The sequence below is a fragment of the Acidisoma cellulosilyticum genome, from assembly GCF_020621385.1.
Classification (GTDB): domain Bacteria; phylum Pseudomonadota; class Alphaproteobacteria; order Acetobacterales; family Acetobacteraceae; genus Acidisoma; species Acidisoma cellulosilyticum.
In genome coordinates this window covers 153627-174542 of the sequence record NZ_JAESVA010000004.1, presented here as the reverse complement: position 1 = coordinate 174542, position 20916 = coordinate 153627, and the positions used below count along the sequence as shown (strand labels likewise).

Here is a 20916-nt window from a genome sequence, read left to right as displayed (position 1 = left end):
CCGGGCCGCGTCGGCCGCTCAGATTCAGATAGGTATATAAGCATCGCATTATGGATTTGGGGCGGTGCCGGTGGCGGCTTCTGGCCTGCAGGATAGGCATGGGCACGCGGACGGCTAGCGCCGCCCGCGCCGCAGCGGGACAGGACGGGTCGACCACCAGATGGCCAGGATCAGCAGAACTTGCACCGGCAGGCGCAGCACCAGTGCCCAATAGGGAATCGCGGGATAGTCCGCCGCTTGCTGCAGCATGAAGATATTCGCCGGCGTCACCGCGACGGTCAGGATCACCAATCCCCACCCGGCCGCGTTGCGCGTCGGCCGCAGCAGGATCCCGGCCGCCCCCAATAGCTCGAAGACGCCACTGATCAGAACCAGGGTCCGGTGATCCGGCAGCCAAGGCGGGATGATCCCCGCCTCGGTCTCCGTGAAGACGAAATGGGCGATGCCGCCGACGAAGAACCATAGGAACACGAAGCCGAGCACGACACGCCGGCTGACACTCACGGATTTTTCCTCAGGGCAGGATGCCACGCATCCTGCCCTGATAGCGCGACTGAGGCCTTACCAGTAGAGCCAGGTGCCGAGGGCGAAGACCTGAGCCTGCACCTTGTTGTTGGCGGAACCGGCGGCGCCGGAGAGGAAGTTGTAGCCGCCCTGCCAGCGTGTGCCGTACAGGTAGGAAGCGAACAGCTTCACGCCCGGAACCAGCACATAGGTCGCACCGGCGGCAAGACCGGTTTCATCGCGCTGGCCTTCGGTCTTAGGGCTGGAGTAGTCGCCCTGGCTTTTATAGTTGAAGTAGCTGGCGCCGACCGTCAGCTGACCTGCGGTGTAGAGGCCGCCGGCGAGCCAGCCGACCGCGTTCGCGCCACCGGCATAGTTCGGCTCGAACTGACCGTTCATGTTGCCGAACTTGGTGTTGCCGCCCACGGTGAAGCCGGCATAGCTCAAGGTCGCGCCGGCGCTGCCGACGCTCATGCCCTGGTAGGGGAGGCCCGCCTTGGCGGTGCCGGTGTAGCCCACGGCGCCCGCATTCATGTAGCCGCCGTCGACGATGAGGCCGACGCCGTCAAACTTGGCCTTGTAGGTCGTGCCGATTTCCACGGTATTGCGGCGCAGGTCGGTCGCGGTCGTGGTCGATGTCACGGCGGGCGCATAATTCTCGCCCGTTTGATTGGGCTCGAAACTAACCGAGAAGCTCAGACCGCTGAAGGACGGCGTGATGTAGTCGATCTTGTCCGTGGTGCGGGTGCTATTGCTCCAGGTCCAGGGATAGATCGGCCGGGCGGAGGTATTGACGAAGAAGTTCTGCACGTCGCCATTCCAGCCGCCGGAATCGAAGGCTTCCTTGCCGCTCTCGAAGCGACCGGCGTCGTTCAGATACAGCGCGCCTTCCTGCTGGCCGAAGCGAACGAGGCCAAGCTGCGGCAGACCGAGATAGCCGAAGTCGCGGAGGACATAGAGCGTCTCGGAGCTGGCGCCGGCGGCAGCACTGGTTTCCGTGTTTTCACGGATTTCAGCCTGGGCACCATATTGCAACCCGTTGGCGGCGACACCGTCGAAGCCCGGATAAAGGCGGAGATAACCCGCCGTGCTGAAGCCGGAATATTTCGTGCCGTTATAGCTCTGCCCTGTGAACCCGTCGACGCCGGCCCAGGCCGAGACGCGGCCATCAAGCCGCACCACGATGGAACCGGGCGCCAGCGTTTTGGTGAAGTCGGGATTTGTCGATTGGGCCTGCGCATTGCCGGCCAGGCCGATAGCGGCCGCACTGGCGGCAAAGCCGGCCAGCAGAAACCGTCGTGCGGATTTCCTGTGGGAGAATGAACCTATCTCATAACGCATTGCACGATTCCATATTATCTTAATATGATATTGCCACCTATCGACATCGTGATCAATTTCAAATTACGACTCAAGTGAGGATTTTTTTCGTTATCAAAAAAATGCACGATTCATTGCGTTATTAGGGCCGCAAGCGACGGCCGGACGTCGCTTAGCCGCCATGCACGACAGTCACTTGCATTATGATAGTGTCATGGGCCATCACTATCGTCGTGATAGTGACTGGTCCCTGATCCATGCGCCGCAAAAGCTTCGAAAACCTGGAATGTCCCATCGCCCGCAGCCTGGAACGGGTCGGCGAATGGTGGAGCATCCTCATTCTGCGTGACGCCCTGCTCGGCTCCACACGCTTCGAGCAATTCCAGAAGAACCTCGATATCGCGCCGAATATCCTCACCCGCCGGCTCGCCGCCCTGGTCGAATCCGGCATGTTGGAAAAGCGGCGCTATAGCGAGCGCCCGCCACGCGATGAATATGTGCTGACGGAGCAAGGGCGGGATTTTCGGCCCGTCCTCTGGGCGCTGCTCGCCTGGGGCAATCGCCATTTCGCGCCGGACGGTGCCAGCCTCGTCATCGTCGATGCCGAGACCGGCGCGATCGCCGATCCGGTCATGGTCGATGCCGCCAGCCTGCGCCGGATCGAGGCGCCGGCCTTCCGCACGGCGCCCGGCCCCGGCGCCAGCGACGGCTTTCGTGAACGGCATGAGAGACGCGCGGCACTGCGGGCCAAGGTCGCCGCCGCTCTCCTGTCAGACGCCTGATCCAAGGATCATCCCATGTCAGACACAATGTCAGATCGCGACGCTGGCTTCCCCCCTTCCGTTGACGGAACGACGCGCGCCCGTAAACGGATAAGCCTCAAGAAACTCGCATCCGTCGGTGTGGCGATCGCCGTCATCGCCGGCGGCGCCTGGTATGGGCAAGACTGGTGGACCAACGGGCGCTTTATCGAAAGCACCGATGATTCCTATGTCGGCGGCAATGTCACGACAATCGCCCCGCATGTCAGCGGCTTCATCGGCCGCATCCTGGTCGCCGACAACCAGTTCGTCCGCGCCGGGCAATTGATGATCGAACTCGACCCGCGCGACTATCAGGCGGCCGCCGACAATGCGCGGGCGGTGGTCGCGGGCCGGCAGGCTGCCCTCGATGAATTGCAGGCGCGCTACGAGTTGCAGCAATCGACCATCCGCCAGGAGGCAGCCGAGCTCTCCGCCACTTCCGCCCAACTGAGCTTCGCGACAGATGACGCCGACCGCTACCGGCGCCTGGCCGCCACCAGCGCCGGGTCGCGGCAAGATGCGCAGCGAGCGAGCTCCCTCGCGCAGCAGACGACCGCCAATCTGGCGGCCGCGACGGCGGCGCTGGAAGCCGGACGCGAGCAGCTTAAGGTCCTCAGCGCAGAAATCACGGGGGCAGAGGCCAATCTGGCCCAGGCGCAGGCCGCGATGCGGCAGGCCTCGCTCAATCTCGACTATACGCAAATCCGCGCGCCGATCGACGGCTATATCGGCAATCGTGCGGCGCAGCAGGGCAGTTACGTCCCGGCCGGCGCTTACCTGATCTCGGTCATCCCTTCCAGCGGTCTTTGGGTCGATGCCAATTTCAAGGAAGATCAGCTGACCCATATGGTCGAAGGCGACGCGGCGACGATCACCGCCGATGTGCTGCCGGGCCATATCTTCCACGCCCATGTCGCGAGCGTGGCGCCGGGAACGGGCGCCGTGTTCAGCGTCATTCCGGCCGAGAACGCGACCGGGAATTTCACTAAAATCGTCCAGCGCGTGCCAGTCCGCCTGGTGCTGGACGGCAATGACAGCGCGCTTGCCATGCTCCGTCCCGGCCTCTCCACTTTCGCCCATGTCGATATCCGCCGCGACAAGACCAAGCCGTGACCGACACCCCGCACAAGCATCCGTCGATCCTGCCTTTCGCCGTCATGTGCTGCGGCATGTTCATCGCACTGCTGGACATCCAGATCGTCGCCTCCTCTATCCAGGATATCGGCGGCGGTCTGTCGGCGGCACAGGATGAGATCAGCTGGGTGCAGACGGCCTATCTGATCGCCGAGATCATCATAATCCCGCTATCCGGCTGGCTGACGCGCGTCTTCTCGACACGCTGGCTTTTCACCATCTCGGCCGCCGGTTTCACCCTCTCCAGCATGCTCTGCGGCCTCGCCTGGAATATCGACAGCATGATCCTGTTTCGTGGTCTGCAGGGCGCGCTCGGTGCGTCGATGATCCCGACCGTCTTCACCTCCTCCTTCCATTACTTTCAGGGCTCGCGGCGGGTCTATTCGGCGGCGGTCGTCGGCACCATCGCGGCCGTCGCGCCAACGCTCGGCCCCGTCATCGGCGGCTGGATCACCGATGCGTTGAACTGGCATTGGCTTTTCTACATCAACCTTTTGCCGGGCCTGGCCATCACCTTCCTGGTGCCGGCCTTGGTCCGCATCGACAAGCCCAATCTTTCGCTGCTGCGCGGCGCGGATTATCTCGGCATCGTCCTGATGGCGGTCGGCCTCGGCACGCTGGAATATACGCTGGAGGAAGGGACGCGCTGGAACTGGTTCAGCGACGAAACCATCACCACCACCGCCTGGATCGCCGGCATTTCGCTGACATTGTTCGTCCTCCGCAGTCTGACCTTTCCCCGCCCGGTGATGGACCTGCGCGCGCTCGGCAACCGTAATTTCGCGCTCGGTTGCCTGCTCTCCTTCGTGACCGGCATCGGCATCTTCACGACCATCTATCTGACGCCGCTCTTCCTCGACTACGTCCGCGGCTTCAGCGCCTGGCAGACCGGCCTTGCTGTCTTCTCCACCGGCATCGCCTCCCTGATCGGCACACCGGCCTATATCATCCTCGCCCGCCGTTTCGATACGCGCTGGCTGCTGACGGCGGGGCTTGCCTGTTTCGGCCTGTCCATGTGGAGCTTCAGCTTCATCACGCATGACTGGGGCGCGGCCGAGCTTTTGATCCCGCAAATACTGCGCGGTTTCCCGCAGGTCTTCGCGGTCGCGCCTACCGTCACGCTCGGCCTCGGCAGTCTGCCGCCCGCCAGGCTGCAATATGCGAGCGGCCTGTTCAATATGATGCGCAATCTGGGCGGCGCCGTCGGCATCGCCGTCAGCGCCGCGATCCTCAACGACAAAACCAATCTGCATTTCGAACGGATCGCGAGCCATCTGACGCCGGCGAACCTGCCGATGGATCAGTTCATGCAATCCATGACGCAGCGCTACGCAGCTCTACCCGCCGGTCCTGTCATTGCCCATAGCGCCGCTCTGGAGCAGTTATGGAACCTCGCCTATCGCGAGGCGCGGACAATGGCTTTCGCCGATGCCTTCCGCGCCATCATGCTGGCTTTCATCCTGGCGACGCTGCTGGCACCCTTGCTGCGTAAGGTCGGCCCGGCGAAATCCGCGCCCGCGTCGCATTGATCTAGACAACTGCTTCATCGGCGCGTTTCTGGACAGACTGATAGGTTTGTGATCAGTCTCCCTCGGAAGCTAGGCAGGCCATTACCCTTTTCGGGTGATAGCGCTACCGGCGACGCCTTTGAAGGTTAAGCCGATGGCCGAAATATTCGCTGAGACTTATCGCGCCGATGGCAGGCCTTATTGGTGGGATGAGCTTGTCTCTGCTCCCCCGAATTGGCCGCAGGACGAAACCTTATTTGATGTCGCGATCATCGGCAGCGGCTTCACCGGCCTTTCCGCCGCACTGGAATTTGCCGAGGCCGGACTGACCGTTCTGGTCATCGAGGCAGAACGCCTCGGCCATGGCGCCAGCACCCGCAATGGCGGCATGATCACCGGTTCATTGCATGAAACGCCCGAAGATCTCGCCAAGTCGATCGGCACCGAACTGGCGGAAAGCATGAGCCGGGAAGCGCGCGGGCTGGTGCCTTTCATGGCCAGCCAGATGGATCGCTTCGCGATCGATTGCGATTTCCGCATCGGCGATCATTTCATGGGCGCCTATACGGCCAAGCATTATGAGGCCCTGTCACGCAGCCTGCCGCAGTATCAGCGGCGCGGCCTGCCCATGCGCATGGTGCCGAAAGCCGATCAGGGTCGCTATATCGCTACCGATCATTACCAGGGCGGCCGGTTGCATGAACAATGCGCCTCGGTCCATCCCGCGAAATATCATCGCGGCCTCGTCCAGAACGCATCGCGCCTCGGCGTCCAGTTCGTCGAACAATGCCGCGTCACCGACGTCACGCGCGCCGGTGAACACTTCCGGCTGCAAACCGCGCGCGGCCCTATCACCGCGCGCCGCGTGCTGATGGCGACCAACGGCTATACCTCCCCCGCACTCGGCTGGTATCGCCGCCGCGTGGTGCCGATGCAAAGCTCCATCATCGCGACGGAGGAGCTGGGCGAAGCGCGCATGGCAAGCCTGTTCCCGACTGGCGCCACCGTCAACGACACCAAACGCATTCTCAGCTATTTCCGGCCGTCGCCGGACGGAAAACGTCTGATCTATGGTGGCAGAGCGACCTTCCAGCCGATCGATGTCAATGAAACCGCGCGCCGCCTGCGCCGCATGATGCTGGGCATTTTCCCGCAATTGGACGATGTCAAAATCAGCCATTGCTGGGGCGGTTTCGTCGCTTTTACCTTCGACTTTTTGCCCCATGCCGGCCAGCAGGACGGTGTCGATTACGCCATGGGCTATTGCGGCTCGGGCGTCGCCTTGGCCTCCTGGCTCGGCCATCGCACCGCGCTCCGCATGCTGGGCCGGGCAAGCCCCTCCGCCTTCGAAGCGCGCCCCTTCAAGACGCGACCCTTCTATACCGGCAATCCGTGGATGCTACCCGCCATCGGCGAGTATTTCCGCGTCCGCGACCGCATCGATTACGCCTTGTTCCGAGCCCGCCAGAAGAAAGCCGCCTGATCCTCTACCAACCGCGCGCGACCGGCCAGACCGCCGTCACCGTACTGCCGTCATGGACGATGATCCAGTCATGCATCGCAACCGTCGGGTCGCAATGGCCCGGCACCAGATGAATTTTCTGCCCGACTTGCAAAGCGAAGGGCGAATGCATGGTCAGCTTGCTATGCTCGTCGGATGCACCGGCATAGTCCAGCCCCGGATAAAGCTGCAATGACGGCGGGCCGCTATCCAGGCTCATCGCCTTCAACCCGGCATCGCAAACGGCACGATCGGGCAACGGCGTGCTGATGACCGTCGTCAAGATCGTCAGCGCCTGCTCGAAATGCGGCACATCCGCCCCATCGTCACGCTCATTGCGGGCATAATCGGCATCCATGAACACATAGGACCCGCATTGCAGCTCGGTATAAAGGGCGCTGGCGGCCTCGAATGCGAAGGTCCCCGTCCCTGCCCCGGTGATCGTCGGGCAAGCGATGCCGGCATCGCGGATCTGGCCCGCCGCCGCCGCCGCCAGTCGCGTTGCCTCGGCAATCGCGGCCTGACGCTCGCTGGGCTTGCGCAGATGCTGCGCACGACCGTGATAGGCTTGCAGACCGTCGAAGACCAAGCCAGGTGAACCGACAATCAACCTGGCCAAAGCGACAGCCGCGTCGGCGGACAGAACCCCGCAGCGGGCGCCGCCCACGTCAAGCTCCACCAGCACGTGGATGGTGACACCTGCGGCCATCGCCGCGTCAGACAGCAGCGCCACCTGTGACGGATCATCGACACAGACCGAAAGCCGGGACTGGCCGGCAATCGCCGCCAGCCGTCTGGCCTTGCCGGCATCGGCGATCTGGTTGCTGAGCAGAATATCCGCAACACCGGCGGCCGCCATGGCCTCGGCCTCGCCGACCGTCTGACAGCAGACGCCGATGGCGCCGGCCGCGATCTGCCGCCGCGCGACGTCCGGCGATTTATGCGTCTTCGCATGCGGGCGCAACCGCACGCCCGGCGCCCGGTTTTGCACATAGGACGCCAAAAGCGCGATATTGCGGTCGAGCGCAGGCAGGTCGACCAGCAAAGTCGGCGTCTCCACCTCGGCAATCGGCATTCCCGGCTCCGCCGGACGACGAAGGCTGCGTGGCAGGGGCAAAAGCGCGTTCATGCTCATCAATTCCAGTCTCAGCCTGCCGTCGGATGCCACCAGCGTCCGCCGATCACCACGCCTTCGGAGAAGATCTTCTGCTTGCCGGTCACGTATTGGCCCAACACATCTTCCAGCGGAAATTCGCCGTCCCGAACCGAGAGAATGGTCGCGTCGCCGACGCTGCCGGGTTTCAGGCTGCCAAGCTCCGGCCGCTGCAAGGCCCGCGCCGGCGCGACCGTCGATTTGGCAATGATGTCATTCAAGCTCATGCCCAGGCAAAGGAATTTCGACATCGTCGTAACCTGATCATAGGCCGGACCGTCGATGCAAAGCTTATGCACATCCGACGAAATGACATCGGGCGGAAAGCCGCCCGCCATCATGGCGCGCGCCGTCTTCCAGGAGAAGGAGCCCTTGCCGTGACCAATATCGAAAATCACGCCGCGCTCGCGCGCTGCCAGCACTTCCGGACGCACGCGCCCGCGTCCATCGACCGGCGCATTCGGGAAAGGCCGATAGCAATGCGTCAGCACGTCACCCGGCCGCAGCCGCTCCACGACGGCCTCATAACTCGGCGGCGGTTCATCGATATGCACCATCATCGGCAGACCGGCTTCGTCGGCGACCTGCAAGGCGATATCCAGCGGCGCAATGCCGCTCGGCCCGCTCGCCACCCGTCCGATACGCACCTTGATGCCGATGATGATATCGCGGTTGGCTTCCGCCACTTCTAGCGCGTCACGCGCCGCCATCAGCCGGATGTCATGACTTTCGCCCACCATCACACGGTTGGAAAAGCCAAAGATGCCGGCGAAGGAGACATGAAGATAGGCGAAAATACGCACCGCGCTGCGTTCGATCACATGCTTGCGGAAGCCCGCAAAATTACCGGGCCCGGCCGAGCCGGTATCGATGCAGGTCGTGACACCGCTCAGCCGCGCGTAATCCTCCGCATCCACGCCCAGCGATGTGCCGCCCCAATAGACATGGGTATGCAGATCGATCAGTCCGGGCGAGACGATGAAGCCCGAAACATCGCGCATGGTCTGGCCGGTGAGGCCGTCGCCGACGGCCGCAACCCCGCCGTCCTTAAAGGCGACGTCGGTGACGCGGTCCAGATCCTGGGACGGATCGATGACCCGTCCACCCTTCAGCACAAGATCCGCCATCATCACGACAGGCCAGACCAATCGGGTTGCGCAGACATATCCCGGTCCTTCTCGATGGCTTAAACGATAACGTCAGCGTCCGGGCGATCGTCCCCCTGGGACATCTCCTCATGCCAGACGCCGTTTTCATCCTGATAGGAGATCAGGGCGCTGTCGCCCGGAATATGCTGCTCCGCCGCGACACGATGCGCGGCAGCGATCGCCGCGTCCTTCGTCCGAAAAGGCTCCGAGAAGCCGTCGCCAAGCTTGTAGGCCCAGCCGCCATCATGCTGCACGATCTTATAGTGGATTTTCGCCATGACCTTGCCTCGCTCATTCGTCCGATGCCCATTCCTAGCAGGAAAAGCCTCCGTGGCTAAGGCGCCCGCAACGCCGCTCCGGCCGTCTTGATCCAGTCCAGCCTGGGCGCCGGGATCAGCCCATAATTGTAGAAATTCACCCCCTGCGCCCCAGCTTCGGCGGCCGCCGCGACACGCGCCGCAAGCACCTCGGGCCCGGCCACTTCCGGGTAGAAAACCCGCAGACCGGTGCCGAGATAGCGGTCTGACCCCAGCGCGCGCCGCGCTGCCGCGGTCTGGCGGGCGATTTCGGCCGGGCCGATATCATAGGCGCAGAGGATCAGACCGTCGCAGACATCCCGCAGCCCGGCCTGGTCGACCCCGCCCAGCCAGCCGGCCGCCAAGTCAATGACATAGACAGCGCTATCCGGATGCGCGCGGGCGCGAATCTCGGCGATCAGGCTCATCACCGGCGCCTTTCGCCACAGAAGATAGGCGTGCAGCGCGGGCCAGGGCGCGAAGGCTGCCAGACCCTCGGTCATCAATGCAGGCAAGCGCGGCGCCGGCACCGCACGGCCGAAACTCTCGGTCAGCCAGTCGCGCGCAGTGGCAGCAGCACCTTCGACATCGACACCCGCCTTGGCCGCGCCAGCGCGGCAATGGGAACAGAAACAAAGCGACAGCAGCAGATCATCCTCTGCCGTCAGCCCGACCCCGTCCTTCTCGTGATGCAGCCCATGCGCATAGCCCATGAAGCCGATCGTCTCCAACTCCACCGCATCGACCCGGCAGCCATGGGTCAGATCCTCCACCAGCGTGCAGACGTAATTGCGCGCGTCGGGGTGCGAGGGGCAGAGCGCATAGGGATAGCGCTCCCCGAAGACGCTCTCGGTCGCCACATCGGGATAGGCGGTGCCGAGCCGGCTATTATGCAGGCAGACCGTCCAGGCCGCGACGCTCAAACCTGTCCTGTCCTTTGCCGCCACCAGATCGCGCAGCACGTCGCCTTCAGCGACCAGCGACGCGACCTGCGGCTGTAGCCGGGATTTTGCCCAGCGCGCGGCGTCCGGGCGGAAATAGATGGTGCCGTCCTCGGGCGAAAAACTCGCCCGACGCGGGCTGCGCGGCTGCAAAAAGCGCCCGGCGTGATAGGCACTGGCCAGGCTGATACGGTTCAGCCCCGCCCGCTCCCGCAGCTCCGTGGTGACGCTATCCAGCCCCAGGTCCTGCACATCCCAAGGATAGGTCCAGATCGACGTTAAGGGCTGCGTCATCACCATCTCCGCACAATCCTCAGCGCCGCTTGGCTTCGCGGCCCGATAGTAGCAGCAGTCCCAGTACCAGCGTGCCGAACAGCACATCGCGCAGGCCGGGGGAGGCATTCACGACCGTGATCAGCGCGGTAATCGTCACCAGCAGCACCGCCCCCGGCAGCGTGCCGCCATAGGTGCCGCGACCGCCAAGGATGGAGGTGCCGCCCAGCACCACGGCGGCGATGGAGGCGAGCAGATAAGGATCGCCGATGCCGACATAGCCCTGCCCGTTCATGCCAAGCGCCAGCAGTCCCGCCAACCCGCACATCAACCCGCTGATGCCATAGGCGCACAGCGTCGTGGCGCGGATATTGACGCCGGACAGCCGCGCGGCCAGGGGATTGGCGCCGAGCGCGAAGAAGCGCGCGCCAAGCGGCGTCGCGTGCAGCAGCACCAGCACGAGGCCAGACATCACGATCCACAGCATGATGCAGGCCGAGAAGCCGAAGGGCCTCGCCGAGCCCAGCCAGGCGACGATCGGGTTGTCCAAGGTCACCGCACTGCCGCCGGCCATCAGGATCAGCAGCCCTTGCAGGAAGGTCGCCATGGCCAGCGTCATGATCATGGGGTGAACGCGCAACCAGGCGATGCCGATACCGTTCACCAGCCCGACCAAGGTCGACAGCGCCAGCACGCCGAGCACGGCGATGGCGCCGGTCGTGTCAAAACTCCAGGACAGAAGTGGCAGCGCGATCGTCGACAGCGTCACGATCGCGGCGACGGAGAGATCGATCCCGCCCGCGATCACCACCACCGTCTGCCCGGCACCGACCAGACCGATGACGGAGGCAAGTTCCAGCATATAGCGCAGATGCGGCCAGCTGCCGAAGCCGGGGCTGGCAAAGCCCGCGACGATCCACACGACCAGCACCACAAGGGTCGTCAGCAGCGGCCGGCTGCGCAGCAGCGCCTTCACGGTGCCAGCCTCCGCCCCAGCAGATGCGGCAAGGCGACCGCCACGACGATGATGATGCCTTGCGCGATATATTGCGCGACAGGCGGCATGCCGAGGAAGAACATGACATTGATCATGACGGTCAGCAGCAGGCTGCCCGCCAGGGCGCCGCGCATCGTGCCTTCGCCGCCCAGAAAGCCGACACCGCCCAGCACCACGGCCGCGATGGAATTAAGCGTGAAGGTGGTGCCGATCACGGGATCGCCGGACCCCGTCTGTGCGGCGACGAAAAGCCCGGCGAGCGTGCACAGCATGCCGCTGATGGCGAAGGCCGCGATCACCGTCGCCTCCACCGCGATGCCGGACCGATAGGCCGCGACCGGATTCTCGCCCGCCGCGTAAAGCGCGATCCCGCCAGGGGTCGCGAGGTAGAATTTCCAGCCGAGGACAAGAAGGATCAAAAGACCCAGCAGCACGGTCGGGTTATTGCCGGCAAGCACAGCCGACAGCCAAGGCAGGATCATGCCGCCGGGGCGTGGCAGAATGATCAAGGCCAGACCGCCGATGATGAAGGACCCGGCCAGCGTCACGATGATGGCGGGCAGGCGTAGCAAGGCCACGATGGCGCCGGAGGCCGCACCCGTCGCCAGGCCGGCTGCCAGCACAAGAAGCATGGAAACAAGGCTGCCGGTCGCGCCCATGGTCGTTGCCGCGACAACGGCGCCGAGGCTGACCAGCGATCCCACGGCAAGACTGATGCCGCCCGTCAGCATCAGGATCGCCTGCGCCATGGCGACCAGGGCCAGCGGAAACCAGCTCTGGGTAAAATGCGCCAGGCCCGCGCGGCTGAACAGGCCCGGAAACAGCCAGCCGTAGACCACAAGCAGCAGCAGCACGACGCCGTAAAGCGGTGTCAGCCTGCGGTTCCGCCGCCACTGAATTTGCCAATACAGGCTCGGCATCATGCGGCCTCCCGCGCGGGCGAAACGCCCATCGCGGCCGCGACGATACTCTCCTCCGTCACCTGCCCATGGGGCAGCTCGGCCACAAGATTGCCTTCGCGCATCACCAGCACGCGGTCGCAGAGATGCACCAGTTCCGGCGTATCGGAGCTGAGCAGAATGATAGCCTGGCCTTCCTGGGCGAAGCGCCGCAGCATGAGATAGATTTCCCGCTTCGTCTGCACATCCACGCCACGGGTCGGGTCATTCAACAGCAGAATCTTCGGGTTCTGCGGCATCCATTTCGCCAAGGCGACCTTTTGCTGATTGCCACCCGACAGCGCCTGCACAGGACGGGACAGATCCCCCTTCACCGTCAGCAGGCGCGCCAATCCATCCGTCAACTTACGCTCTGTGCTCGTCCGGCGCAGGGCAAGGCTGACGGCACGACCGAAATCCGGCAGCAGCATATTGAAGCGGATGGAATGCGTCAGCAGCAGCCCTTCGCGCTTGCGGTCGGCGGGGACATAGGCAATGCCGCGGCGATTGGCGGCGGTCACGGAATGCACAAGACCGGCAGCGCCCAGCATGGTGGCTGTCCTGGCCCGCGCGGGCATCGCCCCGTATAGCGCGAGCAGCAGATCCTCCTGCCCCTGACCGACCAGACCGCCGAGCCCGAGGATTTCCCCGCGGCGCAGCGTCAGCGCCGCATCCTGCACCATCCCGGCTGAGAGACCGGCAACGTCGATCACCGTCTCGGCCCTGGCCGCACTCTCGAACGCCGGAAACAGATCGCCGGCATCGCGGCCGACCATCAATCGCACAAATTCATCGGGCGTCATGCCCGCCATCGGCTGATCGGCGGTACAGACGCCATCCTTCAGCACCGTGACGTGATCGCAAAGATCCATGACCTCGCCCAGGCGATGGGAGATATAAAGCAGTGCAACGCCGTTCGCCTTCAGGCGCCGCAGCAGCGCCATCAGACGCTCCGTCTCCCGCGCGGAGAGCGAGGATGTCGGCTCATCCAGGATCAGGACTTTCGGATTGCGATAGAGCGCCTTGGCGATCTCGACCAATTGCCGCTCGCCCAGCGGCAGGTCGCGTATCGGGCGCGACAGATCACCGCTCAACCCGACCAGCGCGCAGAGTTCAGCCGCCCGCACGGCCAGGGCGCTATAATCGATGCGCCCGCCTCGACTTGCATAGGCGCCGAGGCCGATATTCTCGGCGATCGACAGATGCGCGACGAGGCTGAGTTCCTGATGCACGACGGCGATCCCGGCCTGTCGCGCTTCTGCCGGCGACAGTGACGAAGCAGTCCGACCGCCGACGTCCAGGCTGCCGCTATCGGGCGAGAGACTGCCGGACAGGATATTGATCAACGTCGATTTTCCGGCGCCATTCTCGCCCATCAGGGCATGGACGCGGCCGGGACGTAATTCGATCGAAACACCGCGCAGCACGGGATTGCCGAAAAAGGCTTTCGACACATCCCGCGCTGCAAGGCTCACGCTGGTCATAAGCGCGCGGGACTATTTCTGCGCAAGATAGCTTGCGAACAGCGCCTGGCTATAGGGCGAATAGATATAGCCGTCGGTCGGGAAGTCTTTCGCGCGGGCAAGGTAGCTGGGCAGCGTCGCATCCGTAATCACCGGCAGCGGCACATTGACATGAACCGGAACCGGCTTGCCGTCCAGCGCCTGCACCGCGACATAAGCCGCCATCGCGCCCAGCCAGTTCGGCTGCATCGCGGCCCAACCCTTGATGCCGGTCTTTTTCCAAAGCTCCAGGAACTGACGATAGTTTTCACCGGTCATCGGCACCGGCGCGCGACCCTGACGCTCGAAGGCCAGCAAGGCGCCGGCGGATAGCGCGCCGCCCAGCGACAGCACGCCGTCGATCTTCGGCTGGCTGAACAGAAGATTGGTCACCGCTTCCTGCGCCGGCGCGGAATTATAGGGGGTATTCGTCTCCGCCAGGATTTTGATGCCCGGATATTGCTTCAGCACCTCCATCGCGCCCGCGCGACGATCCTCGCTCACCGAAACGCCGGCCGGACCGTTCAGGACAAGAATATTGCCCTTGCCGTCCAAGGTCTTGGCCATCCAAGTTGCGGCGTCACGGCCCCATTCCTTGGAATCGATGATGATCTTGGCCGTCAGATCATCGCTGTCGACCAGGCTGTCGAAGCTGATCACCGCAATGCCCTTGGCGCAGGCGGCGGAAATGACACGGTCCAGCGCCGTCGCCGATCCGGCATCGACCAGGATCGCGTCCATATTCGCGTCGATCATCGACTGGATCTGCTGGATCTGCGTATTGGCGCTGCCCTGCGCATCGGTGATCATCAGCTTGCTGACGAGGCCTTGCTTCTTCAACTCGGCCGCTTCGCTGTTGATGGTGTCGGTCGTCTGCTTCATCCAGGTCGGCACGGAATAGATATTGGCCCAGCCGATGGAAAACGGCGGTTTCCGCGTGCCGGTGACGCAATGGGACTGAGCCTGGGCCGCCACGGGCGCCGCCATCATGGCTGTCACACAGCCGGAGAAGACCATTTTCGCGACAAGGCTTTGCCAATTCCTACGCATGATCCAACTCCTGTTTCGACGCTGGGAGCCGGTCATCCCGGCTTACCTTGACTATGTTTTCCGTCAAATTTTTTGTCTGATATACTGGACAAACGTTCCGTATTTCGGACAAACTCACGCTAGTTCATGCCTCTGCTCTCGTGCAAGCGCTTTCCGTAAAGGTCGCCACCAATTTGTCATCTGATCTGAAAGCGGCCACACCGGACCGCCAGAAGGGCATCGACCGTGTGATCGACCTGCTGGAAGGGCTGCTGCGGCTGCGCGCACCCGCCAAGCCGGGAGATCTGGCGCGGCTCATCGGGGCGCCGCGCTCCACCACCTATGAAATCGTCAACCGGCTCGTCACCGCCGAACTGCTCGACTATGTCGGCAATGACGGTCGCGTCTATTTCGGCCGCAGCATGCAATTGTTCGGGGCGGCCTTCGCCGACGTCAATACGGTCTACCGGCGCGCGGTCGCTGCCATGACGGCGCTCGCCGCAGAGACACAGGTCACGGCGCAGGTCTGCGCATTGCGCGGAAGCAAATATGTCGTGCTCGACAGTCGCAGCGGCGCGGCGCTCCATCGGATCACGAGTGACGTGGGTGTTGAGGTACCAATCCCCTGGACAGCCTCGGGCCGGCTTCTCCTCGGCCATATGACAGCGGAAGCGATCCGCGCTTTCGTGCCGGACGAGGATTTTCGGCTTCCGGACGGCCGCCTTCTGAACCGGGAGGATTTCATCGCCGATGTCATGACTTGCACGGCGCAGGGATGGTGCGAAACCACTGGCCTCGCGGATCACTTCACGCGCTGTTTCGCTGCCCCTATCCGCGACACAGATGGCCTTTGCCGGATGACGCTTTGCCTTGTCGCGCCCGTCGATACGGCGCCCGATCAACATGCGATCTTTCTGGCCAGGTTGCGCGCTGCGGCCGCGCAATTGTCGCTGCAGGAGCCATCCTTTCCTTAACCCGCACGCAGCGGTGATGTCGCACGGCGCGCTGCCGCTATTGTCTCGGCGCCACGGCTCACCAGCTAGACGTGATGAAAAATATTCTCGCTCTCCTTGGCACGACGGCTGCCACTCTCGTGATCGCAACCTCGGCGCAGGCTGCCGGCTGTGTCTCCGGTGCGGCGGTCGGTGCCGTCGCGGGCCATGTCGCGCATCATCATGCGGTCATGGGTGCCGCCGCCGGCTGCGTTGTGGGCCATGAGATGAACAAGCATGACAAGAAGAAAGCGGCGGAAGCCAACGGCGGCTGATGTCTCCACCGCCGCAGGTAGATCCGCGCAACATATGCGCGGACGATACTCTGATTGATGCGTCGTCCCCGGGCTTGTCCCGGGGATCTAACCTCCGCCGTTAGCCCAGCATCATGTCAGCCGCTTTTCCGCCTGCGCCTTCAGACCCGCAGAAAATGCCCCATCCGGCTCACCGGCCAAAAACGCCTCGCGCATCAACGTATGCTGGCTCTTGGGCGCGAGGCCACCGACCGGCGGATCGCGATCGAGATTGGTCGGGAAAGGATAGCCTTCCGCGCAGGCTGCGATCGCATCCAGCGCCTGCGCTTCGGTGATTTGACCGCTCCCACGCATATCCTGCAGCACCGGGTACAGCACTGTGCTCATCCGCGTGCGATCCATACTCTCCATCGCACGGCCGAAAGCCGACGATACCTGCAGCAGATTCGCCATCCGCCGAATATCCTTCGAGCGGTTGGTGCCGGCGGCGTGGAACAAGGCCGGGTTAAAAAAGGCGGCGTCGCCCTTTTCCAGCGGCAGCTGCACGTGATGCTGCTCGAAATAGGCCCGGAATTCCGGCGTGGTGATGGCGAGATAGCCGGGCTCATAGGACTGCGAATAAGGCAGATACAGCGTCGGCCCAGTTTCCACCGGCATATCGCAATGCGCGACCGCACCTTGCAGCGTCAGCGCCGGCGACAGCCGATGCACATGGGCCGGGTATTGCGCCATCTGCGCGGGCGTCATGAAGCCAAGGTGATAGTCCCGATGCGCGGATTGCGCCTCCCCGCCCGGATTGACCACATTCACCTGTGACGTGAATTGATAAGCGGGGCCAAGCCAAGCCTCGCTCACCATCGCCAGAATCTCATTGCCGTAATAGCCGGCGAAGACATCCGGTGCGCGCAGGCAGAGTTTTTCGAGCGCATTCCAGATGCGGTCATTGGCGCCGGGCTTCGCGAAATGGTCACCGCCGCCGGTGTTATTCTCGTGCTGTTCGGCGATGATGGCGCGGAACACATCGCTCGCCGCATCGATCGGCGCGGTATCGGCAAAGGCGCGGCGCAGCACGATGATGCCGGGTCCGCTCAGCAGGGCTTCCGCCCATTCGGCCAGAACCGCGCGGCGGCCCTCATCCGTCGCGGCCGTCCGGCGGACCTGATCGCAATCATAGATCAGGACGCGCGATGCGACCTCGGCCGCGAGCGGATAATCCTCCAGCCGCGTCTCGGTCTCCGAGATTCTGGCGAATTCCTCCAGCCAGACGCGTTCGGGGGACAGGTAGATGCGGTCGGCGCGCAGCTTGGTCAGGTTGTCGCTCTTCATGGCGTTTCTCCCAGGTGAAGTCTGGGCTGGACCATAAGCATATCTGCCGTATCAAGGCGCTCAGGAATCCATCAGAAATCCATCAAATCTGCTTGGCGTTTCATGCGCCCTTGCGGCAGAATGCCCGCATGTCCCGCACCTTTCTCGTCAAGGAAATCGCCGGCCAGTCCGGCCTCAGCGTCGCGACGGTCGATCGCGTGCTGAATGACCGCCCCGGCGTGCGCGCGTTGACGCGCCTGCGGGTCGAGGAAGCTATTCGGGATCTGGAGAATCAAAGCCGTCAGCGCGCGCTGTCGGGCCGCAAATTCACCATCGACCTGGTGATGGAAACCCCGGCGCGCTTTTCGGCCAAGGTGCGCGCGGCGCTGGAGGTGGAATTGCCGACACTGCAGCCGGCGGTTTTCCGCGCGCGCTTTCATTTGTGGGAAATGATCCCGACGGAGGCGCTGGTACAAGCGCTGGACAGCATCCGTCGTCGCGGCAGCCATGGCGTCATCCTCAAGGCCGCGGATGTGCCTGAGGTTGCAGCCGCGATAGATCGCCTGACCGACGCGGGCATCCCCGTCGTCACCATGGTGACGGACCTGCCGCATTCCCGTCGTCATGCCTATGTCGGCATCGACAACCGCGCGGCGGGGGAAACCGCCGCCTATCTCATCGGCGCCTGGCTCAAGCCCAGCGCCGGGCAGGTGCTGGTGACGCTCAGCAGCAACCGGTTTCGCGGTGAGGAGGAGCGCGAGGCCGGTTTCCGCCACGCGCTCCGCCGCTTTCACCCTGATATCGGCATTGTCGAAATCAGCGAAGGCTTCGGCAGGGATCAGGAAACGGTCGCCCTCGCCCGCCACGCCTTGCTCGCCGACAGCCGGATTGCGGGCGCCTATTCCATCGGCGGCGGCAATCGCGCGGTGCTGGAAGCCTTCGCGGAGGCCCAGCGCAGTTGCGTCGCCTTCGTGGCTCATGATCTGGATGTCGAGAATGCGACGCTGCTGCGGGAAAGGCAGATCAGCGCCGTTCTCCATCACGATCTGAACCAGGATATGCGTAAAGCCTGCCGCCACATCATGCAGGCGCATGGCGCCTTGAAGGAAGTGCCGGGCGGCACCCTCTCTCCCGTGCAGGTCATCACACCGTTCAACCTGCCGCCGGGCGCATGATTACTATCCTATTCTGCCTTGTCCGGGGGCAAGTCCTGCCAATGCGGGAACATGGCCCCCTGTCCGCGCAGATGGCCCTCGTCATCCTTGATCTGCCAGACGATGCCCTCCTCGATGCGGAAGCGCCGACCGGAACCGCTGATGCGCGTGCCGGCATAGCCGGTGGCGAAACCGTCACGCGTCACGCGGTCCAGCAGCGACTGCCGTTCAGCCCGATCCGGTGCCTCGGCCGAAAGCCGCGACGGCAGGGTCGTGAATTTGTCCCATCCATACTCGAAACAAGCTTGAGCCGCTTTGTTGGCGTAGATGAAGCAAGGATCCGGTGCGGTATTATGCGCCAGCACGCAGAAGGGCGCATCCGCGTATAGCCAATGCGCCGCCGCGATCACGCTGAGATCCTCTGACACCAGCGAACGACCCAGCAGGCGGTGAAAACTTGCCAGCAGCAGCGCGGAGAAAGCCAAGGGCGGTACCTCACCCGCCGTCTCACTCAATTTATTCATATGGTCATCGCTCTCGGCCATGTCTGCCCCTCGCCATTCTTGCCAAATCAAGCGGGCAATCCCGCAATATGCAGGGCCTCCGCATAGGTCTTCGCCATGCTGTCGAGCGGCACTGGAATCCGGTCGAAGAAAGCCGAGACCGTCAGATCGGGTTCGATCGCGAGCAGTTCCTGCACGACCAGCTTCGCCCGCTCGACCTCGCCGAGCTTCACGAGAGACACCGCGACCACGCGTAGCGCCACGGCAAACCGTCTGTTCTGCGCCAGCGCACGCTCGGCCCATATCAGCGCCTCGGGATAATCCGCCGCGATCACCGCCGCGATCGCCATGACACCCGCCATCAGCCAGCCGCGCGGATCGCGCGGATTGAGCCGCTGTGCCCGGATGACCATCGCGCGGCCTTCCTCCCCATTGCCGCACATGGTCTCGATCCAGCCGGCCAGCGTCAAAGCCATGGCGGAATTGGGATTGATGAGCAGGGACCGACGAAACAGCGCCCGCGCTCGCTCCTTCCCTGTCTGCGCCATGTTCCATACCGCGAAGGCCGCCATCCACAGCACTTGCGCGTCATTCGGCGCCAGTTCCACGGCACGCCAGGCGAGGCTAACGGCCTCCGCGCGTGCAACCTCATCCTGCCGCAACCAGCCCTGAAAATGGCATTGCGCCCGCGCATAGGACGCGGCCGCCATGGCCGCAGGGTAGCTTGGATCGATCGCCATCGCCTGGTCGAGACAGGCCAAGGCCGCCGTCATGCTCTCGGCCGTGAAATCCCCGAGCAGCGCATAGGCGCGCAGCAGCAGGTCATAGGCGTCCCACTGGCGCGGCGGCGCGCGCTGCAGCCGGCCGATTTCGGCGGATTGCAAGGTCGGCTCTATCGCCGCTGCGACACTCTCGGACACCCGCTCCTGCAAGGCGAAAACGTCCTGCAAATCGCCATCGAAGCGGTCTGACCACAGGGCGGCGCCCGATACGGCATCGACCAGCTGACCGGTGATCCGCAAACGGTCGCGGCTCAGACGGACGCTGCCCTCCAGCAGATAGCCTACGCCCAGGTCCCGCCCGACCTGCCGCAGATCGACGGCCTTGCCTTTGTAGGTGAAGGAGGAGTTGCGGGCGATGACGAACAAGCCGCTGCTGCGGGACAGCGCCGTGATGATCTCCTCGGTGATGCCGTCCGCGAAATAATCCTGCTCTGCGTCACCGCTCATATTGGCGAAGGGCAGCACAGCGACGGAGGGCAGGCGCGGCGCGGTCCAGCCCACCGCCTCAGCCAATGGCGGATCGGGCGCGGGCTCTGCCGCCATCTCCCGCACGTCGCCCACGAAGCGGATACCCTTGCGTGGCAGCGTGCGGATCCATTGCTGCTCGGCGCCGGTATCGCCGATCGCCGAGCGTGCGGCGTTCAACCGGCTGCTGAGCGTCGCCTCCGACACGATGCGCCCTTGCCAGACGGCGGCCAGCAGATCGTCGCGGCTGACGACGCGGTCTCGCGCCGCGATCAGGAAGGTCAGCACATCGAAAACCTGGGGCTCGACCGCGACAAGCGCGCCGGCCTGGCGCAGCTCACGCCGGGCGCTGTCGAGGGTGATTGTCCCGAATTGGTAGATCATGAGGGCGCCAGGTTGCAGGCAACCTCCCTA

The 20916-nt window shown here is 63.9% G+C and carries 20 protein-coding genes; 7 read left to right on the top strand and 13 right to left on the bottom strand.

Features of this window, described 5'->3' with window-relative positions:
- Positions 1 to 114: 114 nt before the first annotated feature.
- Together ACELLULO517_RS13115 and ACELLULO517_RS13110 are read right to left on the bottom strand one after the other, a co-directional pair.
- Positions 115 to 504: a DoxX family protein gene (locus ACELLULO517_RS13115; RefSeq protein WP_227307849.1), complete on the bottom strand. Its 390-nt coding sequence runs from the start codon at positions 502 to 504 to the stop codon at positions 115 to 117.
- Positions 505 to 561: 57 nt separating this feature from the next.
- On the bottom strand, positions 562 to 1845 hold the full coding sequence (locus ACELLULO517_RS13110) for a porin (protein WP_227307848.1): 1284 nt from the start codon (positions 1843 to 1845) through the stop codon (positions 562 to 564).
- A gap of 236 nt (positions 1846 to 2081) precedes the next feature.
- Here ACELLULO517_RS13110 and ACELLULO517_RS13105 point away from each other — a divergent pair, with 236 nt between their 5' ends.
- The 4 genes from ACELLULO517_RS13105 to ACELLULO517_RS13090 all read left to right on the top strand — a co-directional run bounded on the left by ACELLULO517_RS13105 (position 2082) and on the right by ACELLULO517_RS13090 (position 6752).
- The gene (locus ACELLULO517_RS13105) at positions 2082 to 2606 is read left to right on the top strand and encodes a winged helix-turn-helix transcriptional regulator (protein ID WP_227307847.1); all 525 of its coding nucleotides are present in this window, start codon (positions 2082 to 2084) and stop codon (positions 2604 to 2606) included.
- A gap of 15 nt (positions 2607 to 2621) precedes the next feature.
- Positions 2622 to 3740 (top strand): HlyD family secretion protein, encoded by a 1119-nt coding sequence (locus ACELLULO517_RS13100; RefSeq protein WP_227307846.1) that lies wholly within the window; start codon positions 2622 to 2624, stop codon positions 3738 to 3740.
- Entirely contained in the window at positions 3737 to 5290 is a 1554-nt protein-coding gene (locus tag ACELLULO517_RS13095; RefSeq protein ID WP_227307845.1) for a DHA2 family efflux MFS transporter permease subunit, read from the top strand. The genes ACELLULO517_RS13100 and ACELLULO517_RS13095 overlap by 4 nt, the downstream gene beginning before the upstream one ends.
- A gap of 133 nt (positions 5291 to 5423) precedes the next feature.
- Positions 5424 to 6752 carry an NAD(P)/FAD-dependent oxidoreductase gene (locus ACELLULO517_RS13090; protein ID WP_227307844.1) on the top strand — a complete coding sequence of 443 codons (1329 nt, stop codon included), beginning with the start codon at positions 5424 to 5426 and terminating at the stop codon, positions 6750 to 6752.
- Between the two features lie 4 nt (positions 6753 to 6756).
- Here ACELLULO517_RS13090 and ACELLULO517_RS13085 read toward each other — a convergent pair whose 3' ends face one another.
- The 8 genes from ACELLULO517_RS13085 to ACELLULO517_RS13050 are packed head-to-tail and all read right to left on the bottom strand — an operon-like array spanning position 6757 to position 15068.
- Complete coding sequence (locus ACELLULO517_RS13085; RefSeq protein WP_227307843.1) at positions 6757 to 7899, bottom strand: DSD1 family PLP-dependent enzyme; 1143 nt, start codon at positions 7897 to 7899, stop codon at positions 6757 to 6759.
- A 17-nt stretch (positions 7900 to 7916) separates the two neighbouring features.
- Positions 7917 to 9053 (bottom strand): amidohydrolase/deacetylase family metallohydrolase, encoded by a 1137-nt coding sequence (locus ACELLULO517_RS13080; protein WP_227307842.1) that lies wholly within the window; start codon positions 9051 to 9053, stop codon positions 7917 to 7919.
- 56 nt (positions 9054 to 9109) lie between these two features.
- The gene (locus ACELLULO517_RS13075) at positions 9110 to 9349 is read right to left on the bottom strand and encodes a DUF2188 domain-containing protein (protein ID WP_227307841.1); all 240 of its coding nucleotides are present in this window, start codon (positions 9347 to 9349) and stop codon (positions 9110 to 9112) included.
- A gap of 56 nt (positions 9350 to 9405) precedes the next feature.
- The gene (locus tag ACELLULO517_RS13070; RefSeq protein WP_227307840.1) at positions 9406 to 10602 is read right to left on the bottom strand and encodes a glycoside hydrolase family 10 protein; all 1197 of its coding nucleotides are present in this window, start codon (positions 10600 to 10602) and stop codon (positions 9406 to 9408) included.
- A gap of 19 nt (positions 10603 to 10621) precedes the next feature.
- Positions 10622 to 11557 carry an ABC transporter permease gene (locus tag ACELLULO517_RS13065; protein WP_227307839.1) on the bottom strand — a complete coding sequence of 312 codons (936 nt, stop codon included), beginning with the start codon at positions 11555 to 11557 and terminating at the stop codon, positions 10622 to 10624.
- Positions 11554 to 12501: an ABC transporter permease gene (locus ACELLULO517_RS13060; protein ID WP_227307838.1), complete on the bottom strand. Its 948-nt coding sequence runs from the start codon at positions 12499 to 12501 to the stop codon at positions 11554 to 11556. Before ACELLULO517_RS13060 ends, ACELLULO517_RS13065 begins: the two co-directional genes overlap by 4 nt.
- Positions 12498 to 14000 carry a sugar ABC transporter ATP-binding protein gene (locus ACELLULO517_RS13055; RefSeq protein ID WP_227307837.1) on the bottom strand — a complete coding sequence of 501 codons (1503 nt, stop codon included), beginning with the start codon at positions 13998 to 14000 and terminating at the stop codon, positions 12498 to 12500. Before ACELLULO517_RS13055 ends, ACELLULO517_RS13060 begins: the two co-directional genes overlap by 4 nt.
- 12 nt (positions 14001 to 14012) lie before the next feature.
- Positions 14013 to 15068: an ABC transporter substrate-binding protein gene (locus tag ACELLULO517_RS13050; protein WP_227307836.1), complete on the bottom strand. Its 1056-nt coding sequence runs from the start codon at positions 15066 to 15068 to the stop codon at positions 14013 to 14015.
- Positions 15069 to 15241: 173 nt separating this feature from the next.
- Here ACELLULO517_RS13050 and ACELLULO517_RS13045 point away from each other — a divergent pair, with 173 nt between their 5' ends.
- Complete coding sequence (locus ACELLULO517_RS13045) at positions 15242 to 16021, top strand: IclR family transcriptional regulator (protein WP_227307835.1); 780 nt, start codon at positions 15242 to 15244, stop codon at positions 16019 to 16021.
- Between the two features lie 74 nt (positions 16022 to 16095).
- Positions 16096 to 16314 (top strand): hypothetical protein, encoded by a 219-nt coding sequence (locus ACELLULO517_RS13040; RefSeq protein ID WP_227307834.1) that lies wholly within the window; start codon positions 16096 to 16098, stop codon positions 16312 to 16314.
- 111 nt (positions 16315 to 16425) lie between these two features.
- Here ACELLULO517_RS13040 and ACELLULO517_RS13035 read toward each other — a convergent pair whose 3' ends face one another.
- On the bottom strand, positions 16426 to 17619 hold the full coding sequence (locus ACELLULO517_RS13035; protein ID WP_227307833.1) for a phytanoyl-CoA dioxygenase family protein: 1194 nt from the start codon (positions 17617 to 17619) through the stop codon (positions 16426 to 16428).
- A 128-nt stretch (positions 17620 to 17747) separates the two neighbouring features.
- Here ACELLULO517_RS13035 and ACELLULO517_RS13030 point away from each other — a divergent pair, with 128 nt between their 5' ends.
- Positions 17748 to 18773: a LacI family DNA-binding transcriptional regulator gene (locus ACELLULO517_RS13030; RefSeq protein WP_227307832.1), complete on the top strand. Its 1026-nt coding sequence runs from the start codon at positions 17748 to 17750 to the stop codon at positions 18771 to 18773.
- A gap of 8 nt (positions 18774 to 18781) precedes the next feature.
- On the opposite strand, the gene ACELLULO517_RS13025 is transcribed toward ACELLULO517_RS13030, so the two are convergent.
- Together ACELLULO517_RS13025 and ACELLULO517_RS13020 are read right to left on the bottom strand one after the other, a co-directional pair.
- The gene (locus ACELLULO517_RS13025) at positions 18782 to 19297 is read right to left on the bottom strand and encodes an MEKHLA domain-containing protein (RefSeq protein WP_227307831.1); all 516 of its coding nucleotides are present in this window, start codon (positions 19295 to 19297) and stop codon (positions 18782 to 18784) included.
- Positions 19298 to 19323: 26 nt separating this feature from the next.
- Positions 19324 to 20886 carry a winged helix-turn-helix domain-containing tetratricopeptide repeat protein gene (locus ACELLULO517_RS13020; RefSeq protein WP_227307830.1) on the bottom strand — a complete coding sequence of 521 codons (1563 nt, stop codon included), beginning with the start codon at positions 20884 to 20886 and terminating at the stop codon, positions 19324 to 19326.
- Positions 20887 to 20916 lie beyond the last annotated feature (30 nt).